General features: G+C 53.7%; 13 protein-coding genes. 8 read left to right on the plus strand and 5 right to left on the minus strand.

The genetic code is table 11. From position 1 onward, the window contains the following. Positions 1-123 precede the first annotated feature (123 nt). Together PBA01S_RS09140 and PBA01S_RS09145 are read left to right on the plus strand one after the other, a co-directional pair. A complete protein-coding gene (locus tag PBA01S_RS09140; RefSeq protein WP_127575826.1) occupies positions 124-867 on the plus strand; it encodes a DUF1361 domain-containing protein in 744 nt (247 codons plus the stop codon). A 36-nt stretch (positions 868-903) separates the two neighbouring features. Beyond that, positions 904-1,467 (plus strand): GNAT family N-acetyltransferase, encoded by a 564-nt coding sequence (locus PBA01S_RS09145; RefSeq protein WP_028538654.1) that lies wholly within the window; start codon positions 904-906, stop codon positions 1,465-1,467. Positions 1,468-1,609: 142 nt separating this feature from the next. On the opposite strand, the gene PBA01S_RS09150 is transcribed toward PBA01S_RS09145, so the two are convergent. Together PBA01S_RS09150 and PBA01S_RS09155 are read right to left on the minus strand one after the other, a co-directional pair. Next, positions 1,610-2,419 (minus strand): histidinol-phosphatase, encoded by an 810-nt coding sequence (locus tag PBA01S_RS09150; RefSeq protein ID WP_028538655.1) that lies wholly within the window; start codon positions 2,417-2,419, stop codon positions 1,610-1,612. A gap of 62 nt (positions 2,420-2,481) precedes the next feature. Beyond that, positions 2,482-3,384: a LysR family transcriptional regulator gene (locus tag PBA01S_RS09155; protein ID WP_016311021.1), complete on the minus strand. Its 903-nt coding sequence runs from the start codon at positions 3,382-3,384 to the stop codon at positions 2,482-2,484. Between the two features lie 271 nt (positions 3,385-3,655). Between PBA01S_RS09155 and PBA01S_RS09160 the strand changes: the two genes are divergently transcribed. The 5 genes from PBA01S_RS09160 (at position 3,656) to PBA01S_RS09180 (ending at position 8,540) form a co-directional block, all read left to right on the plus strand. Continuing rightward, entirely contained in the window at positions 3,656-4,114 is a 459-nt protein-coding gene (locus tag PBA01S_RS09160) for a chemotaxis protein CheX (protein WP_028538656.1), read from the plus strand. Between the two features lie 103 nt (positions 4,115-4,217). Beyond that, positions 4,218-4,994: an SDR family NAD(P)-dependent oxidoreductase gene (locus tag PBA01S_RS09165; RefSeq protein ID WP_028538657.1), complete on the plus strand. Its 777-nt coding sequence runs from the start codon at positions 4,218-4,220 to the stop codon at positions 4,992-4,994. Between the two features lie 122 nt (positions 4,995-5,116). After that, positions 5,117-6,535 carry a DEAD/DEAH box helicase gene (locus PBA01S_RS09170; protein WP_127575827.1) on the plus strand — a complete coding sequence of 473 codons (1,419 nt, stop codon included), beginning with the start codon at positions 5,117-5,119 and terminating at the stop codon, positions 6,533-6,535. Between the two features lie 23 nt (positions 6,536-6,558). Further along, positions 6,559-7,311 carry an ABC transporter ATP-binding protein gene (locus PBA01S_RS09175; protein WP_016311025.1) on the plus strand — a complete coding sequence of 251 codons (753 nt, stop codon included), beginning with the start codon at positions 6,559-6,561 and terminating at the stop codon, positions 7,309-7,311. 2 nt (positions 7,312-7,313) lie between these two features. Then, complete coding sequence (locus PBA01S_RS09180; RefSeq protein WP_127575828.1) at positions 7,314-8,540, plus strand: ABC transporter permease; 1,227 nt, start codon at positions 7,314-7,316, stop codon at positions 8,538-8,540. A 68-nt stretch (positions 8,541-8,608) separates the two neighbouring features. On the opposite strand, the gene PBA01S_RS22955 is transcribed toward PBA01S_RS09180, so the two are convergent. The 3 genes from PBA01S_RS22955 to PBA01S_RS09190 all read right to left on the minus strand — a co-directional run bounded on the left by PBA01S_RS22955 (position 8,609) and on the right by PBA01S_RS09190 (position 10,869). After that, positions 8,609-8,728 carry a YjcZ family sporulation protein gene (locus PBA01S_RS22955; RefSeq protein ID WP_208855739.1) on the minus strand — a complete coding sequence of 40 codons (120 nt, stop codon included), beginning with the start codon at positions 8,726-8,728 and terminating at the stop codon, positions 8,609-8,611. Positions 8,729-8,835: 107 nt separating this feature from the next. Continuing rightward, positions 8,836-10,134, minus strand: coding sequence for an aminotransferase class I/II-fold pyridoxal phosphate-dependent enzyme (locus PBA01S_RS09185; RefSeq protein WP_028538661.1), 1,299 nt, complete (start codon positions 10,132-10,134; stop codon positions 8,836-8,838). A gap of 114 nt (positions 10,135-10,248) precedes the next feature. After that, positions 10,249-10,869, minus strand: a complete 621-nt coding sequence (locus tag PBA01S_RS09190; protein ID WP_028538662.1) for a pyridoxamine 5'-phosphate oxidase family protein — start codon at positions 10,867-10,869, stop codon at positions 10,249-10,251. Between the two features lie 128 nt (positions 10,870-10,997). Between PBA01S_RS09190 and PBA01S_RS09195 the strand changes: the two genes are divergently transcribed. Beyond that, a partial coding sequence (locus tag PBA01S_RS09195; RefSeq protein ID WP_164744130.1) for a GntR family transcriptional regulator occupies positions 10,998-11,387 on the plus strand: 390 nt, incomplete at its 3' end.

The following is an 11,387-nucleotide window of genomic DNA, read 5'->3' on the forward strand; positions in this document are numbered from 1 at the left end:
CGCAATCGTAAGTTCCAGCGCTACCTTATCCGTCCCAGCCAGGAACAGAGGAGGATCGCTGCTATGGTAACGATCCGCCGGCTCCAAACGTATATAGGTCAAAGGCAGACGGGAGGGATAGGTTTGCAACGGTGGAGGATGCTGGGGTATCCGGAGAAATGGATTTTATATGCGGTTTTATTTATGTTCACGGTGATTGGGATGAAATATGCCATCAGCACGAGGTTGCCAGATGGCGGACGGCCGCCTTATTTGTTCCTAATCTGGAACGTGTTTTTGGCTTGGATTCCGCTTGGGCTGGCAGTTCTGCTCGATGTGATTCACTTGATCCCATCGCGAACAGTCAAGGTGGCTTTAGGCGTTCCGGTTGGGCTGTTATGGCTGTTTTTCTATCCGAATGCGGCATATCTCATCACCGATTTGCTGCACCCGTTTAACCGCTACACGATTGCAGCAGGCACCCGGTTCTGGGAAGAGCTGTTGTTCTGGGATCACCTTTTAACGTTGTTGTTTGCCGCGTTACTTGGTTTGGCGCTGGCAACGGTATCCTTGGCATCCGTACATCACCTGGTGCGGCGAGCGGGAGGCAGCTTGGCAGGCTGGGCGTTTGCCGTCCTCGTGCTGCTGCTGAGCAGTTTCGGCATTTATCTCGGCCGCTTTATCCGCTGGAACAGCTGGGACCTGCTCAGGCATCCGGGATATGTGCTCGAGGAAACATTAGCTTATTTCACCGATGCCGCGAACGTGGCGCATATGGTGGGATTTTGCAAATGGATCTTTCTCATTACCTTCTTCTGTTATGTGGTGCATTACGGGTTGGCGAGAATTTATCACACCTCGGAACGGGGGCAAGGGGATAAGGTGTAACAGAAAAATAGAAGCGAGATCCGGGGGGGATGGGACATGACGGAAATGAAAGAGCAGCTGCGGCGGCAGTTTCCAGTCCTGGAGAGTGAGCGGCTGGTGCTGCGACGGCTGCTTCCGGAGGATGCGGAGGCGATGTTTCGCTGCATGTCCGATCCGGCGGTGCGCGCCTTTACGGATCTGAATCCGGGGAAACTGCTGTTTCCCGGTCGACTCTATCGCTACTTCGAGGAATCCTACCGGTTTTTGCGGGATCTACACTTTGCTGTGATTCGTAAAACGGAAAGGGATTGGATTGGGTTGTGCTCGCTGCAGCATTGGGATGTTGAGGGGCAAACGGCACGGCTCGGTTATCTGATCGCCCCGGCGTATTGGAACCAGGGCTATGCAACCGAGGCGGCAGCGAGTGTGCTGGATTTCGCCTTTGAGACGCTTGGACTTGGCTCCGTTGAAGCGCGCTGCAGCCCGGACAATCCGGCATCAGAGCGCGTCCTTCGGAAATGCGGTCTGCGGGAAGCAGGAAGGCTCTCCCCGGCGGGACGCAGAGGCCAAAAATGTGTGCTCAAGCGATATATCATCGAAGGGAAGTCCTTTGAAACATAAGTGATCGTTTTTGTTACACAAATGAAATATAGCTGTGATCAAACCCTAATAGAAAGGGGGTACACTTATTACATGACCCCCTTTTGAATATATATCTCTCTTAAGAACCCGAAGGACGTTGTCGGGTTCTCTTTTTTTTTGACTACAGAGGAACGGTGACTTTCTGTTTATTTTTGAAATAGACCCATTCCTGAAATCCGATTTCTTTCAAACGTTGAGCGACTTCTTCCCATTCATCTCCAACCCGGGACGGGATGTGGGCATCGGAGCCAAAGGTGACGGAAACCCCGAAATGAAGGGCCCGTTCGAGAATGGAATCGTCAGGATACCATCCGCCGCTCAGCTTGGTTTTCCCGGAGGTGTTAATTTCAATGGCCACCCCGTGCTCGGCAATCGTTTTTAATGTATCGTCAATCGCTTGTGCAGCCGGAATATCCGTAAATGCCGGGTAGTTGCCCTTCATCGCGTCGATGTGTCCCATAATCTGAAACAATCCGCTGCGGGCCGATTGGCGGATCAAATCGTAATAGGCTTCTTTGCTGGCTACTTTCTCCTCTTGGCTAAGGCCCTTCCAACGATTTTTGTTGAAGATGCTTACCTCACCAACGCTATGAACCGAACCGATAATATAATCAAAAGGATACTGGTTCAGCATATTCCGATAAGCGCCCAGATGTTCCGGGAAGAAATCCGATTCGATCCCCAGCAAAACATCGATTCGGCCAGCGTACTCCTGCTTTAACTTCAGCACTTCCTCAACATATCCGGCAAAAGCTTGTTTGCCCATGGCGATTCGGGGAAAAGGCTGATCCTCATCATGGCCGAAGTATGGCGTATGATCGCTGATCCCGATGACCGATAATCCGGCAGCCAGTCCGGCTTCAATGTAATCGCGGATGTTCCCGTCCGCATGGCCGCAGCGGAAATGATGGGTGTGAAGGTCAAACTTCATGGAAGACTGCTCCTTTCTGTTGCGTTGGGGTGTTGTGCCCGATGAGCACGAAGTATCTCCGTTTACTCAGAACTGATAAAATGGGTTTCCGGCATGCCCTTCAGGTCGCCCAGAAACTGCTGCATCGCCGAGTTGATATATCGGCTGGATTTATAGATGACGCCAACCGGGTGAGTGACTTCAAGCTCAGGGATTGGCACAACCTTTAGCGTACCCTGTTTCAATTCGCGTAATATCGATTGCCGTGAAATGATCGCCGCCCCGAGATTGATCTCTACCATCCGTTTGACTTCCTCACTGCTGGACAACTCCATCACGATGTGCGGTTCGATGTTATGTTGCCGGAAGACCTCGTCGATAAACCGCCGTCCGACCGTATCGGGAGACAGCATAATCATCGGGATGCCGCGCAGTGAATCCAGCGTGGGAGATGGGTTGCTTGCCAAGGGGTGCAGCGGAGAAACGACGAATTCGAACGTATCATAATACAACACCGACGAGAGCACTTGCGGGTTGTTTTCGATTAAATACCCGATCCCGATGTCAACAAGCCCTTGCTCCACGTTCTGATAAATTTGGCTGGAGGGCATGGATTGAATGGTGGTTTTGATCAGCGGGAACTGGTCTTGGAAGTACGATAAGATCCGCGGCAGAATTTGAATGGCGATCGATGTGGTAGTCCCTAACACAATATGGCCTTGCGGGGTATGCTCCATATCGGACAGCTTCTGCTTGAGTTCTTCAACGATGTCCAGAATGCGTTCCGCTTGCTCCAGGAATACTTGCCCCCGGTCCGTCAGGGTAACCGGTTGGTTGCGGTCAACCAATACGGTGTTAAACTCATCCTCCAGGCTTTTGATTTGAGCCGAGACTGCGGGTTGGGTCAGGTTGAGCAGTTCGCCAGCCTTTCGGAAGCTTTTTGTTTTGGAGATCGTAATCAACGTCTCCAACTGACTAATATTCACCAGAAGGCCTCCTTTCTTTCCCGTTCCTTGGGAAATGCGCCGGATACGGCGCCTTCCTCCATGATTAATTCATTATAGGGGAATTTCGTTGGCTAAATCAATGACACGACATTCGACTGTGTTCGACAAAATCCTACTTCAGCATCAGTTTTGTCTCCATGATTCGATTTTTAATGACTTATTCCTAGGAATAAAGTATAATAAGTTTTAACTAAATGTTGGGTCTATTGTATTGTAAAGTTATTCTTCTAGTGAAAAGGGGCGCATCCTTTTGAAAGCAGAAGTCATAAATCCTTTTCTTGAATCCGCTCGTTCGGTTATTCAGCAGGTTGTTCAAGTTTCACCTTCGACCGGGAGTATGGGAGTTAAAGAAGTGATTCCCGTACAGGATCATATATGGATTCAAATCGGAATGACGGGCCATTTCAGCGGCATGGTGGTGTTCGGGCTGCAGGAGGCCGTAGCACTGCGCATCGTTTCGGCGATGATGGGCGGATTCGTCCTGACAGAGATGGATGAAATGGGGCAAAGTGCGATTTCCGAGCTGGGCAACATGATCAGCGGGAATGCCAGCACCATTTTGTCCAATCAAGGAATTGCTGTGGATATTACGCCTCCGCAGGTCCTCAAGATGGAGCAGGCGGCGGGGATTGGCCCTCGCAAGGCGCTTTGCATTCCGCTGTTGATGGACGGCATCGGCGAACTGGACATTCAAGTGATGATCTCTTAAGATTAGGTACAGCAGAAAGTCAAGTGCCAGCATTTTATACATACGGTTTCGTGAACAGAAGATGACTTTTTGAACTACCTCTTGAAGGGATGTTACAGTGCGTATGTCGTTAGAAGGCAAAATCGTTGTCGTCACCGGCGCATCCAGCGGGATTGGCGCTTTGGCGGCGCAGAGGTTGTCTGAGCGCGGCGCTGTGGTCGTTCTGGCTGCCCGGAATGCGGAGAAGCTGAACAGGGTTGCGGCGAGTCTGGCCGGACCTTATCGGGTATTGGAGATGGACGTTGGCAGCGACGCTTCCGTGAAGGAAGGATTCAATCAGATTCTGAAGGAATTTGGACGGGTCGATGTCCTGTTAAACAATGCAGGTTACGGGAAGTTTGAATACCTGGATCAAATGCCGGTTTCCGAATTTGCGGAGATGATGAACGTCAATTACATCGGGATGGTTCGGTGTACGAAGGCGGCCCTTCCGTCCATGAAGGCTGCCCGTTCCGGACGAATCGTGAATGTCGCTTCGATGGCTGGCAAGATCGGTACGGCCAAGTCTACAGCTTACACCGCGACGAAGCATGCAGTTATTGGCTTTAGCAGCGCGTTGCGTCAAGAGGTCCGGGAGTACGGCATTACGGTATCGACGATTAATCCGGGACCGATTGATACGCCTTTTTTTGATATTGCAGATCCAAGCGGTGGTTATGTCAACAACGTGCGTTGGATGATGCTCAAGCCGGAGCGTGTGGTGAAAGCGATGGTGAAGGCGGCGGAGAAGGGCACGATGGAAATCAACTTGCCTTGGATCGCCGGTGCAGGAGCAAAGTGGTATCAGATGTTCCCGCGACTCGCGGACCGGTTAAGCTATCGAATGATGAATAAGAAATAGCCTGCCTGTGAAGGCAGGCTATTTGCGTCGGTGTAAATTTGTTGTGACTTAGGCTTATCGCATATAATGAAAATATTGGCATAGGACATCAAGTACTTTGAAAATAAAGGATGAATAGCGAAATGACGAATATTACATTTGCCGGGCTGGGAATTGGCGAGCCGTTGACCGCAGCCTTGCTGGACTACGGAATATCGGAACCGACACCGGTTCAGGCCGAGTGTATCCCTGCGGCGTTGGAAGGCCGGGATATTCTTGCACAATCCCAGACCGGAACGGGGAAGACGCTGGCTTACCTGCTGCCGTTGCTGCAACGGATGACCCCTGAAGAGAAGACGTTACAGGGGTTAATTTTGGCACCTACCCAGGAGCTGGCGATGCAAATTCTGCGGGAGGCGGAGAAGTACGGAGAAGCGCTGGGGATCCGAAGCCAGGCGTTAATCGGCGGAGCTGCGATCAAGCGCCAGCTGGAGAAGCTGAAGCAGCACCCCCAACTTGTCGTAGGAACGCCGGGCCGGATTCGTGAAATTTTAGCGCTTCGCAAGCTCAAGCTGCATACGCTGCGCACAGTGGTTGTGGACGAAGTGGATCAAATGTTCCAACTTGGCGGCACAGCGGACGTGGAGCACATTCTGCGCGGGACGTTGCGGGACCGCCAGCTGATGTTCCTGTCGGCGACAATTAACCCGGATATTCGGGCATTGGCAGCGAAAGAGATGAAGGAGCCGCTGGAAATCGGGATTGAACCGGAGCACCGAACGTCCAAAACGGTGGAGCATCTTTACTTCTTATCCGAAGCGCGGGATAAAATCGATATGCTGCGGCGGATCGTACGCCACTTCGAACCCGAGCGGACCATTGTATTTATCAATAATACGGATCAGATCGCTGAAGTTGAAGCGAAGATGAACTATGTAGGTCTCAGCGCTGGCGCTTTATATGGAGATGCGGACAAAACGGCGCGCAGCCTGACGCTGATGCGATTCCGCGAAGGGAAAATCCGCGTGCTGGTGGCGAGCGATGTTGCTGCCCGCGGACTGGACATTGAGAATTTGGCTCTGGTCGTGAACCTCGATCCGCCCATTGATTCCGAGCATTACGTTCACCGAGTCGGCCGAACTGGCCGGATGGGGCGGAAGGGTCTGGCCGTTTCGATCGTGACGCCGCAAGAAGAATTCATTATGCGTAAATTCGCTCGGGAACTGGGCATTGAGATTGAGCCCAAGGCGTTATATAGCGGGAAGCTGGTGGATGCTGGTGAGGCAGGTTCCGGCAAGCGAACCCGGCCCACTGTTGGCGGCAAGCTTGGCGCAGACAAGGCGCCTCGCCGCAAAGGCACAACGGGGAGCGCTGGCCGTACAGCAGGGGAAGGCGGTAACGGACGGACATCCCCGTCGGCACAGATTTCCGGCCGATCTGCTTCCAGTCATGGAGGATCGCGGAAGGTATCGCCCACCGCTGAGCGAAAGAAGGAGCGTCTTCAGGATCGGAAGAATAAAGGGGCTCCAAAGTGGTTGAAAAATAAGCCGCCGCGCAGTTAGGCGGATCGTGGGAGGCGTTAGGTTTGAGTGGAAGTGAACTGCCTGTATTGCAGGTCGACGAGCTGAGCGGCGGTTACAGCTTGGGAAGGCCTGTTCTTCACGACATAAGCTTCGAGGTGAAGCCGGGGGAAATGGTTGGGCTGATCGGGTTAAACGGGGCCGGTAAGAGCACAACCATGAAGCATATTCTGGGACTGATGACTCCGCATCAGGGAGAAATTCGCATTTCCGGCAATACGCGGGACGATGCGCCGGAGGCCTATCAGTCGCAGCTGGCCTTCGTCCCGGAGTCGCCGTTGCTCTATGAGGAATTGACGGTACGGGAGCATTTGGAGTTTGCAGCCCGGGCCTACGGCGTCGAGCCGGCAGCTTACCGGGAGCGGGCGGACCATCTGCTGAAGCTGTTCCATATGGAAGAGAAGGCGGACAGCCTGTCCGCCCATCTCTCCAAAGGGATGAAGCAGAAGGTGATGATCATGTGTGCGTTTGTCGCCCGGCCGCCGCTGTATATTATCGATGAACCGTTTCTTGGATTGGACCCGCTGGGCATCCGGTCGCTGCTTGATTTCATGTTGGAAATGAAACAAGGCGGCGCCTCGATTCTATTGAGCTCGCATATTCTGTCAACGATTGAAAATTACTGCGACCGCTTTATCGTCCTGCACCGGGGGAGAGTTCTGGCCCAAGGGACGCTGGCTGAAATCGGGGAACAGGCGCAAGCCTCGGGAGCTTCGTTGGAGCAAATATTCTACGCCTTAGTGAAGGACGGCGAATAGCGATGGAGCTTCGAACGCTGCGAAGCCAGCGGAGAGCGGCCTTCTGGGGCAAAGTGCTCCCGTATTTGCCCTATGTCTTTCAGAGCGGCCTCGCCGTCTTGCTGCTCCTGCTGCTCATTGCGTTTTCGGCTTGGTATACGGCGTTTCTGCAGAACCTTCCGCCCGGTTTGCCGATTCGCTGGATTTTGCTGCTATTATGGGGGCCGCTGACCGTCTATGCCGGACTCCGAACTTATGTGCAGCCGGCGGACGTCATTTTCTTGCTGCCGCAGGAGACGCAAATGAAGGCTTACTTGGCCCCGGCTTTTCGGAACGGACTGATTTATAAGCTGGTTGGGCTCTATATTGTGGTGTTACTGGCTTGGCCGTTATATCAACGCAGCGGCGAGGGCGGGGCCATTCAGCCCTTATGGCTGATGCTGGTCGTCTTGCTCTTGCTTAAGGCGATAAGTGCCTACGGCGCTTGGCAGGAGCTCCGGATTACGACGTCTCGGGCTAGAGCCGGGTACCGCTTGCTGCGCTGGTGCTTCGTGCTGCTGATGACGGCAGCATGGATTTGGCAACCCGCCTGGAAAAGCGCCTTGTTCATGGTACTCGTCAGTCTCAATTACGGGCTGATCTTGCGGTTCCCGATGAAACACACGGTCCCTTGGGACAACCTGATCGCCGCGGAACGCACAGCGGCTGCTCGGGTGCAAATGATGCTCAGCTGGTTCGTGGACGTGCCGTCGGAAGGTCAGAAGGTGATCCGCCGTCGCTGGTTGTCTGGCATCGGCAACCGGATTCCGTGGCAGCCGGCCGAGGCCTACCGTTATCTGCTGGTCAAGACGTTCGTCCGGAGCGAGCTGCTCGGGATCCTGCTTCGCTTAACGTTGCTGGGCATGGTGCTGACAGGATGGAACGATCAGTCGTGGCTCGGACTGGCGATTCACTTGCTGTTTGTGTTCCTGGCGGGCATGCAGCTCGCCGCCTTGCGCCAGACCCATCGGGACTCACCGGCAGCTTCCTTCTACCCGTTGCCTGCTGGCGCACGGAAGACAGCGACGCTTCGATTAAGCTCCCGACTGCTGTTCGCGATCACGGTATTGCTGTGGCTTCCGATGGTTGTCATCCCGGGCGGAGATGCGCTTTTGACGTTTGGCTCCTTGGCCGCAGGCTTATTGTTGGCGTTAGGTATGCGTTCTGCCTGGAAGCGCAGATGGCGCGAAGAGGACGAAGACGAGGAATAGTAAAAAAAAGGACCGTTTCCCTGCTCGGGAACGGTCCTTTTTGAATTGGAAACTTATCTCAGAGCAAGTTACACCAGGATGGAACGGCTAACGATAACCAACAGGATAAAGAGAACCAGGATCACACCTGTGCTCGTGAACAGGCCGCCGTAGCCGTAGCCGCCTCTTGCTTCTTCAATTCCGCTCATTTTCATTCCCCTTTCCCAATTAGGCGTTTTGTATTTGTACACCGTATTGTATGAGAAGAGGGGCTGGCGTGCGTGGGCCAATGTGCCGTTCTCCGGCGGTTCGCCGCCTATTTGCCCTGCAGGTCTTGGACGCCTTGATAGATCAGATCAAACAGTTCTTCCAGATGCTCTTCCGCGATACAGGAGAAGGCGATCCGCAGGTCGGTGTCGCCCAGCGCGATCGTGCCGATGCCGTACTGGTGGATCAGATGCTGCCGCAGCGCTTCTGCCCCGACTGTCTTAAGCTTCAGGCACATGAAATAGCCGGAATTGAACGGATAGTATTCCCACACGTCCCCGTATTTGCCGCTGTCGAGCAAGTCTTTCACTTTATTCGCCCGGCCTTTCATAATCCGGAACTTCTCTTCCTTCTGAGCGGAAAATTCCGGAGATTTCAAGGCACGCAGCACAAATGTTTGCGAAGGATGGGCACCGCTCGAAATTGTGGCACGGATAATTCCCAGCGTCTTCTGCTCCAATGCGGTCAGCACCGCTTGGTCTTCGGCCGCGTACGTAATAAATCCGACGCGGAAGCCCCAGACGTATTCTTCCTTCGTTGCTCCGTCCACTTTGATAGGCAGAATGCGCGGATGCAGTCCGGCCAGCTTGCCAAATAAGGATTCATGAAGGGAATCTTCGAAGAACAAGCCAAAATACGCATCGTCGGTTACGACGACCACGTTTATTCCTTCTTCGGCCGCCGCCTGGATGGCAGCTACGATCTCTCCGCCTTCCTTGGCGCCCGGCGTATATCCGGTTGGGTTGTTCGGGAAGTTCAAGATCACGATCGCTTTGCCTTTATCCTTCTGAGCCAACAGCGCTTCGCGCAATCCGGCGCTGTTGAAGGTCATGTCTTCGGTGAATAACGGGAAGTTCACGATGTCGGCGTGACGGCGAATGCCGAAAGTGAGCTCGTAATTCTCCCAGTTTTTGTCCGGATAAATGACAACATCGCCTTCATCGACGAACAGATCGGCGACGATGCTGAGCCCGTGGGTCAGGGCGTTGGTAACAATCGGTTGGCCGAAGCTCTTGCCTTCGAGCGACGGATTCTCCTGAATCATTTTATCACGCCATACGCTGCGCAGCTCAGGTTTGCCTGCTGGCGGGGCATAAGGGTACAAATCCTGCGGTTTATAGGCGGACAAGGTGTCCTGAATCGCTGCAAGATGCATCGGGATGCCGTTTTCGGTAGCGATGCCAATCGTAGCGTTATATTTCTTAGCGTGGGCTGAAGCTTCGGCAGATTGGCTTAAAATGCCTTCCTTCGGGAAATAAATTTCCTTGCCCAGCGTGGACAGCATGTCATACACGTGCCGGTTGCCGGATTTGACGCTCTCGTTTAACTGCTCCGCGAGTGGGTTCATCACATTCATCCTTCCCAAATCGGTTTGATATTTTAGGACAGTAACGTCTTAAACTGCCTAACATTATATCATTTCGACCCGGACACGTCACGGTGAAATCACAGCGGATTTGGCTTATTTTTCTGGGTGGGCCGGACAGTATTTCTTCATGAGGGCAATTGTCTCTGCATCCAGTTCATTCCCCCGCTGCTTGAGGCCGGAGGTGACGGCGGTTCGATTCGGTTCCTTCAAATTTTGTCCGAATTTAAATTTGGCGCTGATCGCTTCTGGCACAATCCGGCAAAGGGCTACGGCCTTCAGTTGTCCGGCATAGTCAGGATCCTCAGGCGTGATCGGGGCGTAACCGCCCTCCGGCTGCAGCTTCTCCATAAACAGGGTAAAGGCGTGAGCTTTTTCCTCAAGATCGTCGACCCTTTCCACCCGTCCGCGCACCATGATGCTTTTGAAGTAAGAGGAGGCCGGGCAGGCCAGCTTGGGATCGGTAAAATAAGATGGGATGATCGCATACTCCTTGGCAACTGTAAAGCTGACCCGTGGATCTTGAGTGATCTGCTTCATTTTCTCTCCCGCCAGGCTTCCGTGAAAATAGAAATGCTTGCCATCGTAAACGAAATTCAGCGGCGTGACCCGGCTCCAACCGTCCTCGCCGACCGTGCCGAGAAAGCCGAAGCTCATTTCCTGTAAAAACTCGTGAATTTCCGCCTCTTCTGTCATGCGAAATTCTTTTCTGCGCATGGTTGGTCCCCCCTCCGATGGTTTGACATTCAGCTTACGCCGGAAATTGACAATAAAAAAGAACCAATTTACATTAATTTTACTGGTCCAATTTCGGTTCATTTCGGGCGGAGACAGGGGGACTTGAGATGCCGGATTTTACGATTCCGTTGGCGTCGTTCAGCGAGAAATATCGATATAAATATTTAGCTTTGTACCATGCGCTTCGTGCGGCGATTCTCGACGGTACGCTGCCGGAGGGCACACGCCTGCCGGCGACCCGGGAGTTGGCCGAGTTATACGGCCTGTCCCGCGGGAGCGTCTCGCAGGCGTACGACATGCTCCACGCCGACGGCTACGTGCGGACCGCCGTCGGCAGCGGCACGTTTGTTGCCGGCGGGGTGCAGCCGCCGCAGGCGGACGAGGGGCCGAAGGCGCCGATCGCGTTGTCCCCTTGGGGACAACGTGTGATCGCGGCGATAGCCCACGGCGGCGACGCGAGCGAGCCGACGCTCGGCGGGGCGAGCACGCCGGGTGAG

The organism is Paenibacillus barengoltzii NBRC 101215 (assembly GCF_004000745.1).
GTDB classification, from domain to species: domain Bacteria; phylum Bacillota; class Bacilli; order Paenibacillales; family Paenibacillaceae; genus Fontibacillus; species Fontibacillus barengoltzii.